Here is a 15,656-nt window from a genome sequence, read left to right as displayed (position 1 = left end):
TCAGCCTTCCTGCTCGGACGCGGCGTGTGCGGCCAGCGCCTTCTTGTCGACTTTGCCGAGGGGGGTCAGGGGAAGTTCGGGCACATAGCGCACGAGGTCGGGCAGCTTGTAGTCGGCGACGCCCTGCGCGTGCACGGACTGCTTGAGGTCGGCGAGCGAGATCTCGGGGCCGTCGGCGACGAGGTAGGCGCAGATCCGCTCGCCCAGGAACTCGTCGGGCACGCCGATCACGGCCGCCGCGGCGACGCCGGGGTGGGCGAGCAGCAGGTCCTCGACCTCACCCGCGGAGATCTTGTCCCCGCCGCGGATGATCGTCTCCTTGATGCGGCCCTCGATGACCAGGTCGCCGTCCTCGGTGAGCCGGGCCAGGTCACCGGTGCGGTAGAAGCCGTCCGCGGTGAACGCACGCCGGTTGTAGTCGGGCACCCGGTAGTAGCCGCGCAGCGTGTACGGGCCGCGGGTGATCAGCTCGCCGACCCCGCCCGGGGGCAGCGGTGTGCCGTCCTCGTCGACGACGAGCAGTTCGTCGGCGTCGGAGATCGGCTTGCCCTGCGTGGTGAGCACCGACTCGGCCGGGTCGTCCGGCCGGCTGAAGGTGAGCAGGCCCTCCGCCATGCCGAACACCTGCTGCAGCCGGGCGCCCAGCGTGGGTTCGATGCGCTCCGTGAACTCGCGCAGCATCCGCGCCCCGCCGACCTGCACCAGCCGCAGCGTGGACAGATCCTCGTCGGCCCACTCGGCCGCCTCCAGCCACAGCGTCATGATCGAGGGGACCATCGCCGTGACGGTGGCCCCATGCCGCTCGATCAGCGGGAAGCAGTCCATCGGGTTGGGCGTGTCGGCGAGGACCACGGTGCCGCCGGTGTGGAAGGTGCCGACCACGCCGGGGCAGCCGAAGGCGAAGTTGAACTCGATGGGCAGGACGGCGAGATAGACGTCGTCCTCGGTGAGCTCGCACACCTGGGCCGCGCGGTCCGACATGTAGACGTAGTCGTCGTGGGTCCGCGGGATCAGCTTCGGCAGCGCCGTGGTCCCGCCGGACAGCAGGAAGAACGCCACGTCCGCCGGGTCGGGCTCGGGCAGCGGGCGCGGGTCGGCGACGGCCGACTCCAGCTCGGCGACCGAGACGAAGCCCTCGGTCTTGGCGCCCAGCACGAACAGGGACTTGAGCGTGCCGGTCTCGGCCCGGACCTGCCGCGCCAGTTCGCGGTGGTCGTAGCCGCGGTGCGTCTCGGGCACCAGGTAGCCGACCGCCCCGCTCAACTCGACGAGGTGGGCGATCTCGGTGGCGCGGTGCGCGGGCAGCGAGAAGACCAGCTTCGCGCCGAGCCGCATCAGGCCGAACGCGATCGCCACGAACTCCGGCACGTTCGGCAGCTGGACGACGATCCGGTCGCCGGAGCGCACGCCGTGCGCGGCGAACCCGGCCGCCAACCGGTCGGCCCAGCGGTCGAGTTCGGCGTAACCGATCCGCCGTTCACCGTGGATCAGCGCGGTCTTGTCGCCGTACTTCTGTGCGGCCCTGCGCAGCACCGTGCCCATGGTCTCGCCGCGCCAGATGCCCTGCTCGCGGTAGCGGCGGGCGACCTCGTCCGGCCATGGGGTGAATCCTTCGAGCATCTGCGCGCTCCTACTCCGACTCGGGGGTGGCCGGGGCCGCCTCGGTGATCCGTACGACGGCCGCGCCCGCCTCCATGCCGGTGCTCGCACCGATCAGCAGGACGTGATCGCCGGGCCCGACCTGGCCGGTGCGCCAGATGTGCTCCAGGCCCAGGAAGAGGTCGGCGGCGCCGGTGTGCCCGATGGTGTTGACGTACTCCCAGACCGCCTTGTCCTCGGGGACGTCGAGCGGCAGTAGGAACATCGCCTCCAAGGCGGGCCGGCCGAAACCGACGTGGCACACCTTCGCGATCTGATCCCACGTCAGGTCTGCCTGCTTCAGGGTGCGTTCGGTGACCTCGGCGACCCGGTCGCCGAAGTTCTTGATGGGCGGGGCCTGCCCGGCCGCCCACTGCTCACGGACCTTCTCGGCGCGTTCGGCGAAGTTCAGCCCGCGGCCCCGGGTGACACCCGGCGGGAACAGCTCCTCGCCGGCGCGGTGCAGGATCTCCATCGAGGAGTCGGACAGCGAGTCCAGGGCGAGCAGCTCGGCGAAGCCGGACCGGCGCGAGAGCACCACGGCCGAGCCGGCGTCGGCGAGCACGAACAGGCCCGAGGCGCGCCAGCGTTCGACGCCGGGCGTGGAGTAGTTGTCGCCGGTGGTGATCAGCGCGGCGTCGTGCGTCGGGTTGGCGATGAGGCGGTTCGCGGCCACGTCCAGCGAGGCCAGCATGCCGAGGCAGCCCTGCTTGATCTCGACGGCGGGCACCGGACGGTCGATGGTGTTGTTCAGGATGTAGTGCACCGCCGACCAGCCGTCGGGGCCCTGGTGGTGGGTGTAGCTGTGCAGCAGGATGCCGATGTCGTCCGGTCCGTGCCCCGAGCCGGCGAGGGCGGCCTTCGCCGCGTCGATCGCCATCCGCGGGGCGGGCGTGGAGTCGCTGACCGCGGCGGACCGCATGCCCGAGGCCTGGCGGGCCTCCTCGTCGTACAGCCCCTCCGCGACCGCACGCTCGGCCGGGAACAGGGGCGGCAGGTGGCTGCCGATCCCGGCGAGATACAGGTTCGCAGTCCTCATCGAGCCGACTCCTTCGTGTCCTGGTGCATGTCGTGGTGCACGTCCTGGGCCATGCGTGGGGGAACGTGTGGGGGACGTGTCGTGCAGCTGTGCGGCGGACGGGCGGATGCCCTGGGCGCAAGCACAGCAGCGGGGGCGCACGGCCTCATGAGTGGGCGGTACTCAACCGGCGCGGCGCCGGTGTCCCCGGGCGCGGGGGCCGTCGTGCGGTGCTACACCCCGGGCCGGGCCGGATGCCGGGTGGCCGAATTGAGTGGCGACTACTCGCGTCCCCGCCGTGGCCCCGGTGGTCTGCTGCTGCCTGCGCAACCGCCGCGAGCCATCCGCGCACGCGGCCAGGGCACACAAGAGGGAGATCCCATATGTCGTGGGCGCGTCCGGAACCCGGCGACTGGTCCAGCCCCGCCGAACTGGCCGAACTGCAGCGGTCCCAGCTGCCGAGGGTCCTCGCGCAGGCACTGCGGTCGCCGTTCTACGCGGCCCGCTACAAGGAGCGCACCGCGCCGCGCACCGCGGACGACTTCGCCGGCGTCGAGCTGACGACCAAGCAGGACCTGCGCGACCAGTACCCGTTCGGGATGCTCGCGGTGGAGCGCGAGCAGCTCGCCACCTACCACGAGTCCAGCGGTACGGCGGGCGATCCCACCGCCTCGTACTACACCGACGAGGACTGGACCGACCTCGCCGAGCGGTACGCCCGCAAGTGGGTCGGCATCCACCCGTCGGACACCTTCCTGGTGCGCACCCCTTACGGCCTGGTCATCACCGGGCACCTGGCGCAGGCCGCCGGCCGGCTGCGCGGCGCCACGGTCGTCCCCGGTGACGCCCGCTCGCTCGCCACGCCGCTGTCCCGCATGGTGCGCGTCCTGAAGTCCCTCGACGTGACGCTCACCTGGTGCAATCCGACCGAGATCACCATGCTGGCGGCCGCCGCGAAGGCCGCGGGCCTGCGCCCGGAGAAGGACTTCCCCGCCCTGCGCGCCATGTTCACCGCGGCGGAACCGCTGACCGAGGTGCGCCGGCGCCGGCTGAGCGAGATCTGGGGCGGCATTCCGATCGTCGAGGAGTACGGCTCCACGGAGACCGGCACCATCGCCGGGCAGTGCCCCGAGGGCCGGCTGCACCTGTGGGCCGACCGCGCGATCTTCGAGGTGTACGACCCGACGACCGGCGAGCTGTCGGACGCGGGCCGCGGCCAGATGGTCGTGACCCCGCTGTACCGGGACGCGATGCCGCTGCTGCGCTACAACCTCGCCGACGAGGTCGAGGTGTCCACCGAGCCGTGCGCCTGCGGGTGGCTGCTGCCGACGGTCACGGTGCTCGGCCGGGCCGGCACCGAGTACGCCGTCGGCTCCGCCACCGTCACCCAACAGCGGCTGGAGGAGCTGGTGTTCTCCCTGCCCGCCGCGCACGAGGTGATGTTCTGGCGGGCCATGGCACACCCCGACGTGCTGCGCCTGGAGTTCGAGGCCCCGGAGGCGACGCGGGAGCAGGCCGTCAAGGAACTCGGCGCCGCCCTCGACCGCGAACTGGGCGTCCCGCACCGCATCACCGGGCTGCCCCAGGGCACCCTCGTCCCGACGACGGCCCTCACCGCCCAGCGCGACATCCTCAAGGCGCGCTATCTGTTCGCGGAGGGCGAGGACTGGGACAAGGCGGTCATGTACTTCTGACGCCCCACGGCCTCAGGTACCCCACGGCCTCAGGTGCCCCACGGCCCCAGCGCCCCGGGCACCCCGGTCCTCCCTCGTTCTTCTCTCCCATCTCTTTTTCTTCCGTCCCCACGTCGTCTCCCGAGAACGGCATCGAATCGTGAGCGGTGACTGTCATGAGTGAGCTGTCCCCCCTGCCCCCGAGCCCTTCGGAGCCGGTCGCGGTCATCGGCATCGGCTGCCGCTTCCCCGGCGGCGCCGACTCCCCGCAGGCACTGTGGGATCTGCTGATGGACGCGGTGGACACGTCCGGACCGGTACCCGAGGAGCGGTGGGCGCCGCAGCGCGCGCAGTCGCGGGAGAACGCGGCCGTGCTGACCCGCGTAACGCCGAACGGCTCGTTCCTCGACGACATCTCCGGCTTCGACGCCTCGTTCTTCGGCATCTCGGCGACCGAGGCGCGCCAGCTCGACCCGCAGCAGCGGATAGCGCTGGAGGTCGCCTGGGAGGCCCTCGAACACGCCGGCATCCCGGCCACCACCCTCGCCGGCACCGACACCGGCGTGTTCATCGGCGTCGGCACCGACGACTACGGCCGGCGCCTCCTGGAGGACCTGCCCGGGGTCGAGGCGTGGACCGGCATCGGCTCCTCGCTGTGCGGCGTGCCCAACCGCATCTCCTACACCCTCGACCTGCGCGGCCCGTCCCTCGCCGTCGACACCGCCTGCTCGTCCTCGCTGGTCGCCGTGCACCAGGCGTGCGCGAGCCTGCGCAGCGGCGAGGTGCCGGTGGCGCTCGCGGGCGGCGTCATGCTGATGGCCGGTCCCGGCCTGACCACCGTCCTCGACCTGGCGGGCGCGATCTCGCCGGACGGCCGCTCCAAGGCCTTCGACGACGCGGCCAACGGCTACGGCCGCGGCGAGGGCTGCGGCATCGTCGTACTCAAGCGCCTTTCCGACGCCCGGCGGGACGGTGACCGCGTCCTCGCGCTGATCCGCGGCAGCGCCGTCCACCAGGACGGCCGCACCGACGGCATCATGGCGCCCAGCCCCACCGCGCAGGCGCATCTGCTGCGCAAGGCGTACGAAGCGGCGGGTGTCGCACCGCACGAGGTCGACTACGTGGAGGCGCACGGCACTGGCACGAGGGTCGGCGACCCCATCGAGGCGACCGCTCTCGCCGAGGTCGTCGGCGACCGTCCCGAGGGGCGGCGGCCGTGCCTGATCGGGTCGGTGAAGACCAACATCGGGCACTGCGAGGCCGCCGCCGGCATCGCGGGGCTCATCAAGACCGCACTCGCCATGGAGCACGGGGTCATCCCGCCGACCCTGGCCGTCGACGGCCCACGCACGGACATCCCGTGGGAGACCTCGGGGCTCAGCCTGGTCACCGAGGCCACGCCGTGGCCCGAGTCCGGCCGTCCGCGCCTTGCCGGCGTGGCGAGTTACGGATACGGCGGCACGATCGCGCATGTCGTGCTGGAGCAGGCCCCGCACGCCACCCGGCCACAGCCTGCCGAGCCCGCCGCACCCGGCCGGGCGACGCTCTACCCGCTGTCGTCGGCCACCGGCCTCGGCATCACCGGGCAGGCCGAGCGCCTCGCCGGGGCGCTGGACGGGCATGCCCTCGCCGACATCGGTCACACGCTCGCGCACCGCCGCGCCCACCTGGGCAGCCGCGCGGCCGTGGTCGCCGCCGGCCGGGACGAACTCGCCGAAGGGCTGGCCGCACTGGCCGAGGGACGGTCCCACCCGAACGTCGTCACCGGTGAGACCTCGGGCCCCGAGCGGCACCCCGTGTGGGTGTTCTCCGGCCACGGCGCGCAGTGGGCGGGCATGGGGCAGGAACTCCTCGCCGAGGAGCCGGTGTTCGCCACCGCCATCGACCGGCTCGGCCCGCTCTACGCCGAGGAGCTCGGCGTCACCCCGCGCGAGGTGCTCACCAGCGGTGACCTCGAATCGGTGGACATCATCCAGTCGATGCTGTTCGCCATGCAGATCGGTCTCGCCGAGGTGTGGCGCCACCACGGAGTCACCCCGGGCGCCGTCATCGGACACTCCGTCGGCGAGATCGCCGCCGCGGTCACCGCGGGGGTGCTGAGCGAGGAGGACGGCGCGCGGCTGATCTGCCGCCGTTCCGTCCTGCTGCGCAAGGTCGCCGGCAAGGGCGCCATGATCATGGTGGACCGGCCGTTCGACGAGGTGCGCGAGCGCATCGGCGGCACCGACGCCCTGTGCGCGGCCATCGCGGCCGCCCCGTCCTCCACGGTCGTCGCCGGTGACATCCCGGCCGTCGACGAGGCCGCCGAGCAGTGGGCCGAGCTGGGTTGGACGGTCCGCCGGATCGACTCCGACGTGGCCTTCCACAGCCCGCACATGGACGAGGCCGCCGTCGACCTCGCCGCCGCCGTCGCCCACCTTCAGCCGCGCGCACCGCGGGTGCCGCTGTACCTCACCGCGGTCGACGACCCGCGCTCCGGCCGGCGCCAGGACGCCGCCTACTGGGCGGCCAACCTGCGCAACCCGGTGCGCTTCCACCAGGCGGTGCAGGCCGCCGTCGAGGACGGCCACCGGCTGTTCCTCGAGGTCTCCGCGCATCCGGTGGTCAGCCACTCGATCACCGAGGTCGTCGCGAGCCTGCCCGGCGCCCTCGTCACGCCCAGCCTGCGCCGCCGCCGGCCCGAGAGGACCACGCTGCTGACCTCGCTGGCCGCACTGCACTGCCACGGCGTTCCGGTCGACTGGTCCGTGCTCCAGCCCGCCGGACGCCGTACCGACCTGCCGACGACGGCCTGGCAGCACGACCGGCACTGGGTCGAGGCTCGCGCGGGCGCCGAGTCGCCGGTGGACACGCTGCTCGGCACCGAGACCGCGGTGCACGGCTCGCGCACCCGGATCTGGCAGACCACACTCGACCTGCGCACCCGCCCCTACCCGCGCCGCCACCCCGTTCTCGGCACGGAGATCGTGCCGGCAGCGGTCCTGATCAACACCTTCCTCACCGCGGGACGCACCGACGAACTGACCGATCTGCGGCTGCGCCAGCCGGTCGTGGTCCCCCAGACGGAGACGCGCGAGCTGCAGATCGTCCGCGACGACAACGGGCTGCGGCTCGTCTCACGCCGGCTCGGCGCACCGGACACGGCGTGGGCCACGCACACCCTCGCGGCCGTCGGCGGCGGGGAGCCCGTCCAGCCCGTCGTCGCCACGGACGCGCCCGAGGTGCTCGATCCCGGCTACGTCGTCGACCGGCTCGCCGAACTCGGCGTCGCCGACATGGGATACCCCTGGACCATCGACGAACTGCGCCGCGGAGAGGGCACCTTGACGGCCACCGCGAGCGCCCCACTGGACCGCAGCTGGGCGGCGATCCTGGACGCCGCGCTGTCCATGGCCTCGGTGATCTTCTCCGGCCCCGCCGTGCTGCGCATGCCCGCGCACATCGACCAGGTCACCCGCGTCGGCACGCCGCCGCGCCGCGCGGTCATCGCCGTACGGCTCGACCATGACCGCCCCACGACCGTGCACGTCGACATCCGCGGCGAGGCGGACGGCGCCGAGTCGGTGCTGTCCCTGCGCGGGCTGCACTACGGCGAACTCGACCGTGACCTGTCCGGCGAGGACCAGGGCGCAGGTGGCCGCTTCGAAGTGGCCTGGCATCCCTTCCCGGTGGATACCGCCGCCCAGACCACGCTGACCGGCCGCACCGTGCTGGTGCTCGGACCGACGGAGCTGGCCCGGTCCCTGGTGCCCGAGGCCGCGGCGCACGGAGCGACCGTGAGCGTCGACCGGGCGGCGCTCGCCGACGCCGACCACGTCCTGTTCGCACCCGGGGTGCCGGACGGGGCCGGTGCGGCGGAACCGGCCGACGTCGCCGTCGAGTTCGCCCGGCTCGTCGCCGAGATCGCCGCGCTGCCCGGCCGCAAGCCGCTGCTGTGGTGCCTGACCGGCGGAGTGCGCGAGGCGACCGCCCCCGGGGCGCTCGTCCAGGCCCCGCTGTGGGGCATGGGCCGCGTCGCGGCGAGCGAACACCCCGAGTTCTGGGGCGGTGTCGTGGACTTCCCGGCGGGGGCGCCCGCCGAGTTGCCCGGCCGGCTGCTGTTCAACCTGCTGCACCTGCGGCCCGCCGAGCCCGTGGTCGCCGTGTCCGACGAGGGCGCCTTCGTGCCGCGGCTCGTGCCGGCCGAACTCGCCCCGGAGAGCGAGCCGTTCACCTGCCGCCCCGACGGCACGTACCTGATCACCGGCGGCCTCGGAGTGCTCGGTCTGGAACTCGCCGGGCACCTGGCCGAGCGCGGCGCACGCCGTATCGTCCTGCTGGGCCGCACCCCCGTGCCGCCGCGTTCCCAGTGGTCCGACGAGGATCCGCGGGTCGAGGCGCTGCGGCGGCTGGAGGCGATGGGGGTCACCGTCCGCACGGTCGCGGCCGACATCACCGACCCGGACGCGACGAAGGCGGCGCTCGACGCGCTCGAACTCCCGCCTATTCGAGGCGTCGTGCACGCCGCGGGCACCGTGCACAGCGCGCTCATGCACCGGCTGGCGGCCGACGACCTGCGCGCGGTGATGCGGCCGAAGGTCGACGGCGCGCTGGTCCTGCACGAGCTGTTCCCGCCGGGGTCGACGGACTTCTTCGTCCTGTTCTCGTCCGCCGGCCCGCTGCTCGGACTGCCCGGCCAGGGGGCGTACGCCGCCGCCAACACGTTCCTGGACGTGCTCGCCGCGCACCGGCGCACCACCGGATACCCGGAGTCGGTGTCCCTCGCCTGGACCAGCTGGCGCGGCCTCGGCATGGCGACCTCCGCCGAGGCGACCGATGTCGAACTCGCCGCCCGCGGCACCGCCGACATCGCCCCGGACCAGGCGCTGCGGGCCTTCGACCAGACGGTCGCGCACCCGACGGCCGCCGTGGTCGCCGTGCTCAGCCTGCTGCGCGGGCACACCGGTCCCCGCCCCGCACTCCTCGCCGAACTCGCCCGGGGCGACGCCGGGCAGCCGGCCGAAGTGCCCGACTGGGTGGGCCTCACGGGCGACGAGCTGGCCGCGTACCTGCTGGACGACGTGCGGGCCCGCGTCGCCTCCGTACTCGGTGTCCAGCCGGCCGCCGTCGGCGTCCACCGCCCCCTCAGCGAGGCCGGCGTCGACTCCCTGCTCGCCGCCGCCGTCCGCGTCGCCCTCGAACGCGACCTCGGTGTCGCCCTGCCGGCGACCCTTCTGTGGAACTACCCCACGGTGAGCGAGATCGCGGGCTATCTGACCACGGTCCTCACCGACGAGCACGCCGACCAGGAACAGCCCACGGCGTAGCCGCAGGGAGTCCTGACCAGAGCACGGCGCCGAGCTGCCGCCGTCCTCGCCACCGAAGACCGGGTGCGGCCGGTCCGGGCGAGGACGGCGGCCGACGTGTGTTCAGGGGGTGTCTTCCGGAACAGGACGGCTGCGGTCTCCGTCGGCCGGCCGGCCGAGCCGGGTCCGGTGGTGCGGCTGCGAGGCGGGGGAGGCCGCGACATCGGCGTGATGGGGCCCTGCTGGAGCGAAGCCGAGAGCTTGGCGGAGTCGGCGACCGACGGCCACGCGGCGGATGCGCGTGCCAGGGCGGGCCTGCGACGCCGGCACGCTCCGGAAGACGTCCCCGTGGGCGCGGGGTGGGGCGCGGTGGCCGGGGCGAGCGTGTGGTTCCGCGCCGGGCGGGCTTTCGCGGTGGCTGTTGCCGGGTGCGCCCGGCCACATGGCCGTGGGCGGTCCGCCGGTCAGCGCGCCGGTCGGTGCGACGGTTAGTGCTACGGACACGAGGGCCGTCCGGTATCCCGTCCGGACGGCCCTCGCTCGTTGTCAGGTTCGTTCAGAGCGATGTCAGCATGGCCTCCGCGCCGTCCAGGGAGCGTTCGACGGTGAAGCGGAAGAACTCCGTCTCCTGCGCGGCGATGGCCTCGGGATCGGTGCTGCGGGTGCGGGCGGTGGTGCCTGCCGCGGCGAGGCCGGGACGGGACTCGTCCTCGGCGAACACGGCGAGCGCACGGCCCATGTCGGCCCGTGCCGTGGGGAAGTTGCCCCGGTCGTCCTCGACGGCGACCAGCGTGAAGGCGCTGTTGAACAGATAGCGGTAGACCTCGGGCGCCTGCTCGCCGAACCCGGCCTTCAGCAGCACCCGGATGCCCGTGTCGATGGTCGGCAGCGCGGACGGCACGTTCGGCCCCACGACACACAGGCGCCGGGCCACGCCGGGGTACTCGCGCAGCACGGTGCGCCCGTCGAACATCACCGAGCGGAACCAGTCGCGCCACGGCACGTCGTCACCGGGTACCGGTATCCGGGAGATCACCCGGTCGGTGACGCCCATGACCACGGCCTCGCGGTCCCCGACGTGATGGGCGACCACACCCGGCCAGACGTCCAGCTTGGTGGCGATCTGCCGGATGGACCAGCCGTCGAGGCCGCGCTCTGCGGTCAGCTCGACCGCGGCATCGATGATCTTGTCCGCCGTGATCGGCGGCAGGCCCGCCGACGCCCGTGACCGGCGGCGGGGTGCTGAGTCAGACATGACGAAACACCTAACACTGAAGGGCTGGTTGGTGCAGCGCGGTGGCGCCCGGCGGCTCACTGGGCAGGATCAACCCTAACCTATTAGCCACTGTCTAAGAGTCTGGTGTACGCTCTTAGCCAGTGTCTAAGAGGGGCCTTCTGCCTCCTCGGGGCCGGACCGCCTGCGCACGCCCATGGCCGTCCTTCACCCCTGTCCCGTTCCCGGTGCGGCCCCTTCCCCTCCTCGCCGATCCCGACCCGAGAGGCTCCACGCCATGCGCAAATGGATGCCGTTGCTGGCCGTGTGCCTAGGCACCTTCATGCTGCTCATCGACGTGACCATCGTGAGCGTCGCGCTGCCCCAGATGACCGACTCGCTGGACGCGTCCTTCTCCGCCCTGCAATGGGTCGTCGACATCTACGTCCTGGTGCTCGCCGCCCTGCTGATGGCGCTCGGCTCGCTGTCGGACCTGGCCGGAGCCCGGCGCGTCTACCTCGCCGGGCTCGCCGTCTTCGCGCTCGCCTCGCTCGCCTGCGGCCTGTCCACCAGCAGCGCGATGCTGATCGCCGCGCGCGGGGTCCAGGGCCTCGGCGCGGCCGCCATGTTCGCCACCAACACCGCACTTCTGGCCAGCAATTACCAGGGGCGCGACCGCGGTGTCGCGTTCGGCATGTGGGGCGCGGTCAACGGCGCGGCCGCGGCCGCCGGCCCGATCCTCGGCGGCCTGCTCACCCAACACCTCGACTGGCGCTGGATCTTCCTGGTCAACCTGCCCGTCGCCGCCGTCGCCCTGTTCATCGGCGCCAAGCATCTGGCCGGCTCGGCCACCCGCGTCGACCGTCGCATCGACCTGCCCGGCACGCTCGGCTTCACCCTGGCCGCCACCCTGCTCATCTTCGCCCTGATCCGCGCGGGCGAGGAGGGCTGGGGCGCGGGCAGCACCCTCGCCCTGTTCGGCGGTTCGGCGCTCGCGCTGATCGCGTTCCTCCTCGTCGAGCGCGGCCGACGGGACCCGATGCTGGACCTGGGTCTGCTGCGTACGCCCTCCTTCGCCACCCTGATGACCGGAGCCGTCGTCTTCAGCGCCGCCGCCTTCGCCAACCTGGTGTTCGTGTCCGTGTGGGCCCAGTCGGTGCTCGACTTCAGCCCCGTCAAGGCCGGACTGATCCTGATGCCGTTCAGCGGCATGTCCTTCATCGCCGCCGGACTCGCGGGCCGCTTCCTCGCGAGCGTTCCCCCGCAGTACCCGATCGGCGGCGGTCTCCTCCTGATCGGTGCGGGCTCGTTCCTCGAGATGTTCCTCACCGGCACCTCCGGATGGACCGCGCTGCTGGCCGGCTTCCTGGTGGCCGGCATCGGCGTCGGCATCGCCTCGCCGATCCTCGCCTCGGCCGCACTGGCGGCGGCGCCCGCCGATCGCGCGGGCATGGCGGGCGGCGCCGCCAACACCTTCCGCCAGCTCGGCTTCGCGCTCGGCATCCCGGCCGTCGGCACGGTCGTGTCCGGGGTCATCGCCACCAAGCTGGCCGACAGCGGGTTGTTCACCGACTCCGACGCCGCGGCCGAACTCGTCACCGGCGGGCAGTCGGCGGCCGCGCTCGCCCCGGTCGCCGAGGAGTCGCGCGGCGCCGCACAGCGGGTGATCGAGGACGCCTACGCCGCCGGCCTCGACCAGGTGTTCCTGATCGGCGGTCTGGTTGCCGTCGTCGCCGGTGTCCTGGTGCTGCTCGTGGTGCGCGGCTCCACCGTGCCGGCGGAATCCGGGCACCCGCAGCGCACCGCGGATCTCACGACGGCGCCGTAACTTTCGCAAACCGTACGGAAATCAACTGAAAAAGAGACGGGTGTGGCGGGAGGGATTCGCGCCTGAAATCCGCTCCTCCGGATTCGCCTGTTGTTCGGAAGTCGACTTCTGAGTGACGAATCCTTCCTGCCTTCCGCGTTCCCCGCATGCGGGCCCCACAGTTGGTGTAAGTCTTCTGTGATCCGCTTGTGAAGTCGCCGAAAACACGTGTGAAGGGTGGGGGATGACTGGCGGGCGCGAGGGAGACGGTCTGAGAGCCGCTCGCATCAAGGCGGGATTGACTCAGGAAGAGGTGGCGCGCAGAGCCGGAATCAGTGTCAGAACCGTACGTCACATCGAGCGCGGCCAGGTGCGCAATCCGCGTCACGATTCGCTCGACCGGGTGGCCCGGGTCGTCGGGTACGACCGCGCGGGCGCCCTGGCCGCCGGTCCGGGAGCCGACCGGGCCGCGGCCCCGTGCGAGGTGCGCCTGCTCGGGCCGCTGACCGTGATGCAGGCGGGGGCGCCGGTGGCGATGCCGCAGAAGCTGCGCACCCTGCTCGGCCTGCTGGCCGTCCAGGCCGACCAGGTCGTCCGGCACGAGGAGATCGCCGACGTGCTGTGGCCCGGCGACGCTCCGTGCGGATACGCCAGGCTCGTCCACACCTACGCCGCCCGACTGCGTCGGATCTTCGACATGGGGGCCGCCTGCCGGGGTGGCGGCGGGCGCCGGATCGGCACGGTCCGGGGCGGGTACGTCTTCAACAGCAGCGGGGCGCGGCTCGATCTGCGGCAGTTCGAGGACCGCGTCGCGCGGGCCGCGCAGGCGGCCGCGTCCGACCCGTCGGGCGCGCTCGACCTGTACGGCCAGGCGCTGCGCAGCAGGCAGGGCAGGGTCCTGCAGGACGTGCCGCAGTTGTGGCAGCATCCCGCGGCCGTCCGGATCGCACAGCGCCACATCGACGTGACCATCGACGTCGCCGACCTGGCACTGCGGCTGAACCGGCCCGGGTTCGCCGTCGAGCACCTCATGACGGCCGCGCACGAGGAGCCGCTGAACGAGTCGCTGCAGGCGCGGATGATGCTCGCGCTCGCCGGCTCCGGTCGCCGGGCCGCCGCCCTGCAGCTCTTCGAGGACCTGCGGGTACGGCTGCGCAGGGAACTCGGTGTCGAGCCCAGCGACGAGGTCTGGCAGGCGCGCCGGACCATCCTCGCCTCGGTCGCCCCCGAGCCGCCGATGTCACCACCACCTACCGGCGCCACCTCCCTCGTGACCGTACCCCGGCCGCCCGGGCCCGCCCCGCGCAGCAGGCCGCAGACACCACAACAGCCGGACGGCCGAGCCGGGTCGCGTCCGCAGGCGCCGCGCAGGCCCGACGACGTCCGGGACGTCCGGGACGTCCGGGACGAGCCACCGCACCAGCACCCGGAACCACCGGGCGCGGCGGCGCCGCGGTCGTACGGCGAACCGGAGACCCCGCGGGAGCCCGCTCACCGGTCCGACGCAGGTGCACGGGCGTGGGGCGGGACGCCCGCGGGACCGGTGGCCCATGACGCCGTCCCGGCCATCGCGCCACCGGCTCAACTCCCGCCCGTCGCCCCGCCCTTCGTCGGACGCGAGGAACAACTGGACGCGCTGGACACCCTGCTGGAGTGCCGGCGTGCGCAGCACCCGTCGGTCGGGATCGGCGTGGTGCACGGTCCCCAGGACATCGGGAAGACCGCGCTCGCCGTCCGCTGGGCCCACCGGCGGCACGCGGAGTTCTCCGACGGCCAGCTCTACGCCGACCTGCAGGGCAGCACCGGCCGCCCGGTCCCGGTCGGCACGGTGCTCACCCGCTTTCTGCGCGCGCTCGGCGTCAGCGACGCGTGGCTGCCGGACACCTGCGAGGAGGCCTCCGCGCTGCTGCGCAGCCTCGTCGCCGGCCGCCGCTTCCTGTTACTCCTCGACGACGCGGCGGACGCCGCACAGGTGCGCGCCCTGCTGCCGGGCTCTCCCGGCAACCTGGTCCTCGTCACCTCCAGGGCACCGCTCATGGACCTGGTGACCCGCGAGGGCGCCACGCCGATCCCCGTCGACGTGCTGTCCGCGGCGGAGTCGTACGCCCTGATCGAGGCCTGTCTGGGTGCCGAGCGCACCGCCGCCGAGCCCGACGCCACGGCCGAACTGGCCGCGGTCTGCGGCCAGTTCCCGATGGCCCTGCGCACCGCCGCCGCCCGCCTCGCGGCCAACCCGCACCTGTCCATCCGCGTCGTCGTCGCGGAACTCACGCGGGCGGCCGCCGAATCCCTTGACGCCGTTCACCCGCCGCACGGAATTCACACCTCCGTCAGGCCGGAAAAGACGAGCGAACCGCGGCGGGCCGTCCGCCGCAATGGCTGACACGGACGCTGACAGCCATACCCCAGGCTGACACCGGTGTCGGCCTTCCGCGGAGCCCGCCAAATCGCCCCAGCTCAGCGCCGGGAATACCGGTGGAACAACGCCGCACGGCCCTTTCGGACCACCCGGAAAGGCCTTTCCCGGCGCTGAGTTCGGTTGCTGGGTCAGGACCGCCGCCATAGGTTCACGCTTGCGGATCAGGGTCCGCCGCCCGGCCCGTTGTGGCCCTCTTTGCTCATGCATCCATACGCCTCCGCAGAGGGGCGTTCTCCGGGGAATCCCACATATCTCCCCGGCAAACGAGCAGCAAGCCGTTCGGAGAGGATCGGAAATGGTGAAAATCACGGCCGAGGAGGCCCAGAAGTGGCTGATCGAGGAGATCGCGCAGCGCCTGGGCGTTGACCCGTCCGAGGTCCCGCCGGACCAGTACTTCGACGAGCTCGACCTCGACAGCACCGCCGCCCTGATCATCGCGGGCGAGATGGAGAACTGGCTGGGCTTCGAACTCGGCACCACAGCGCTCTGGTACCACCCGACCATCGAGGCCCTCGCGGCGCACATCGCCGAGGAGTCCGAACGGCGTACCGCCGCGGCGTGACACGGGTGGGCGCCGGGCCGGCCACCCCAGACCGTCCGCCC

The 15,656-nt window shown here is 72.9% G+C and carries 8 protein-coding genes; 5 read left to right on the top strand and 3 right to left on the bottom strand.

Translation table 11 applies throughout. The features are described 5' to 3' along the window. Both ACQEV2_RS15045 and ACQEV2_RS15040 read right to left on the bottom strand, forming a co-directional pair. Positions 1-1,620, bottom strand: a complete 1,620-nt coding sequence (locus ACQEV2_RS15045; protein WP_433040416.1) for a (2,3-dihydroxybenzoyl)adenylate synthase — start codon at positions 1,618-1,620, stop codon at positions 1-3. Positions 1,621-1,630: 10 nt separating this feature from the next. Beyond that, positions 1,631-2,677 carry a ketoacyl-ACP synthase III family protein gene (locus tag ACQEV2_RS15040; protein WP_433040413.1) on the bottom strand — a complete coding sequence of 349 codons (1,047 nt, stop codon included), beginning with the start codon at positions 2,675-2,677 and terminating at the stop codon, positions 1,631-1,633. Between the two features lie 362 nt (positions 2,678-3,039). Here ACQEV2_RS15040 and ACQEV2_RS15035 point away from each other — a divergent pair, with 362 nt between their 5' ends. Both ACQEV2_RS15035 and ACQEV2_RS15030 read left to right on the top strand, forming a co-directional pair. Continuing rightward, a complete protein-coding gene (locus ACQEV2_RS15035) occupies positions 3,040-4,350 on the top strand; it encodes a phenylacetate--CoA ligase family protein (protein WP_433040410.1) in 1,311 nt (436 codons plus the stop codon). Between the two features lie 155 nt (positions 4,351-4,505). Continuing rightward, a complete protein-coding gene (locus tag ACQEV2_RS15030) occupies positions 4,506-9,635 on the top strand; it encodes a type I polyketide synthase (RefSeq protein ID WP_433040407.1) in 5,130 nt (1,709 codons plus the stop codon). 535 nt (positions 9,636-10,170) lie between these two features. Here ACQEV2_RS15030 and ACQEV2_RS15025 read toward each other — a convergent pair. Further along, on the bottom strand, positions 10,171-10,869 hold the full coding sequence (locus tag ACQEV2_RS15025; protein WP_433040404.1) for a TetR/AcrR family transcriptional regulator: 699 nt from the start codon (positions 10,867-10,869) through the stop codon (positions 10,171-10,173). A gap of 256 nt (positions 10,870-11,125) precedes the next feature. Here ACQEV2_RS15025 and ACQEV2_RS15020 point away from each other — a divergent pair, with 256 nt between their 5' ends. From ACQEV2_RS15020 to ACQEV2_RS15010, 3 genes are all read left to right on the top strand, one after another. Continuing rightward, the gene (locus ACQEV2_RS15020) at positions 11,126-12,655 is read left to right on the top strand and encodes an MFS transporter (protein WP_433040401.1); all 1,530 of its coding nucleotides are present in this window, start codon (positions 11,126-11,128) and stop codon (positions 12,653-12,655) included. A 223-nt stretch (positions 12,656-12,878) separates the two neighbouring features. After that, entirely contained in the window at positions 12,879-15,017 is a 2,139-nt protein-coding gene (locus ACQEV2_RS15015) for a BTAD domain-containing putative transcriptional regulator (protein ID WP_433040398.1), read from the top strand. A 331-nt stretch (positions 15,018-15,348) separates the two neighbouring features. Beyond that, complete coding sequence (locus tag ACQEV2_RS15010) at positions 15,349-15,615, top strand: acyl carrier protein (protein WP_433040395.1); 267 nt, start codon at positions 15,349-15,351, stop codon at positions 15,613-15,615. Positions 15,616-15,656: the final 41 nt, after the last annotated feature.

It is taken from the genome of Streptomyces sp. CA-251387, from assembly GCF_050936625.1.
Taxonomy (GTDB): Bacteria; Actinomycetota; Actinomycetes; order Streptomycetales; family Streptomycetaceae; genus Streptomyces.
Note: the sequence above shows the minus strand (reverse complement) of the source record. Positions and strands in the feature narration are given on the sequence as shown.

Excerpts from the sequence above, each read along its gene's own strand:
- ACQEV2_RS15045 (WP_433040416.1), bottom strand. The coding sequence starts at position 1,620 with ATGCTCGAAGGATTCACCCCATGGCCGGACGAGGTCGCCCGCCGCTAC.
- ACQEV2_RS15040 (WP_433040413.1), bottom strand. The coding sequence starts at position 2,677 with ATGAGGACTGCGAACCTGTATCTCGCCGGGATCGGCAGCCACCTGCCG.
- ACQEV2_RS15035 (WP_433040410.1), top strand. The coding sequence starts at position 3,040 with ATGTCGTGGGCGCGTCCGGAACCCGGCGACTGGTCCAGCCCCGCCGAA.
- ACQEV2_RS15030 (WP_433040407.1), top strand. The coding sequence starts at position 4,506 with ATGAGTGAGCTGTCCCCCCTGCCCCCGAGCCCTTCGGAGCCGGTCGCG.
- ACQEV2_RS15025 (WP_433040404.1), bottom strand. The coding sequence starts at position 10,869 with ATGTCTGACTCAGCACCCCGCCGCCGGTCACGGGCGTCGGCGGGCCTG.
- ACQEV2_RS15020 (WP_433040401.1), top strand. The coding sequence starts at position 11,126 with ATGCGCAAATGGATGCCGTTGCTGGCCGTGTGCCTAGGCACCTTCATG.
- ACQEV2_RS15015 (WP_433040398.1), top strand. The coding sequence starts at position 12,879 with ATGACTGGCGGGCGCGAGGGAGACGGTCTGAGAGCCGCTCGCATCAAG.
- ACQEV2_RS15010 (WP_433040395.1), top strand. The coding sequence starts at position 15,349 with ATGGTGAAAATCACGGCCGAGGAGGCCCAGAAGTGGCTGATCGAGGAG.